We start from the raw sequence: 1306 nt of genomic DNA on the forward strand, positions 1-1306 counted from the left end.
GGTAATGTTACATTAAGCTCTTTTTCCACTTCAACAATTCTGTTATCGTCAACTCCGCCTGTAATAAGACGGTCAGGACCATTATTTATTAATTCGGCTATTTTGCCTCTATATTTATCTTTGCCCATTCTTTGTCCTCCTCTATCCAAAAGCAGCCTAGACCGGAACCGGCCTGCGAATACATTTGTACCGTTCCGACGGAAAGGAAACGCCGTTTATCAAGCGGATTATCGAGTTACCGGGGGACGGGATCGAAGCAGTTCAGGAACTGTTCAGGGCCAACAAGCTATCCTGATGGAAAGGGCCACTGGTTCACATAACCGTTCCCAATTTTTCAGCAGAGGGGGTCTGCCGGGATTGCTGATTATGGGGAACAATCGCGCAGGAAAGTGAAAACATTTTTAATGTATTTGGGATTAAAAAGCTCGTCGACCCCTCGCTATCAGAGGTCGACGAAAACGGATCTATCTCAAAAGGAAAAACAATTAGCGGTACTGACAGTCACCAACATATATTACATCTTTATTAGCGAGTTACCCACCAAAATATTTTTCTTTAAGTCAAAACAGTACTTGTCCGCTTTCTTGAAATGATATTGTTGATCAATGGAATCACCAACGTCGGATAAACCTTTATAAAAGTGTACCGCTCCACATTATTTTGTTTTGCTGGTGACGTGTTCACTCAGTTACCTAAGGTCACGCTCCGACATTGTCAATCATATCAACGCGAGGAGATGACAAGACTTCATGTTTCATATAGCGAATCTATATAAACTTCATAGCTTCCATTTGGAAATCATCAGAGGGTAGAGATCATAAACAGTTGAACGAAAAAACTTGTTTTATTCTCCATCAAAAACCGGAAAGTTTTGTCCATTATCAACTAAAAATATTAATAAATCTATTGTTATATCAAAATAATCTTCGTTTAATGACGTGGATATATCATAAAATATTTGTATAATCCTAAATAAATCGTTCAAATTATTATTAGCTATATTTTGTGCTTTTGTCCATATTACAGCAACTTTATCTGATTCTTGCTCTGAAATCCCCCCTCGAATTGAATCGCTAAAGGCATCGAAATTAGGGGAATCTTTTTTTGCTAATGGAGGATCAGTTGGCAAAACATCTATACATATATTGTAAAAAGTTTTAGAGTCATAGATATTCTCTCCATTTAGCTGATAAATATAATAATCGTTTTGAACTAGTGCCCCTTCAGGCAACCTTGATCTTGTTTTGTTCTTTTAAGATGGCTTCGTGATGTTTGTTTTTGTTGCGCCAACGGATGTATGCTTGGA

At 37.9% G+C, this 1306-nt stretch carries 1 protein-coding gene; it reads right to left on the minus strand.

The window, feature by feature from the left end:
• Positions 1 to 844: 844 nt before the first annotated feature.
• Positions 845 to 1231: a barstar family protein gene (locus tag BM063_RS17125; RefSeq protein WP_092041940.1), complete on the minus strand. Its 387-nt coding sequence runs from the start codon at positions 1229 to 1231 to the stop codon at positions 845 to 847.
• Positions 1232 to 1306 lie beyond the last annotated feature (75 nt).

It is taken from the genome of Planifilum fulgidum (assembly GCF_900113175.1).
GTDB lineage: Bacteria > Bacillota > Bacilli > Thermoactinomycetales > DSM-44946 > Planifilum > Planifilum fulgidum.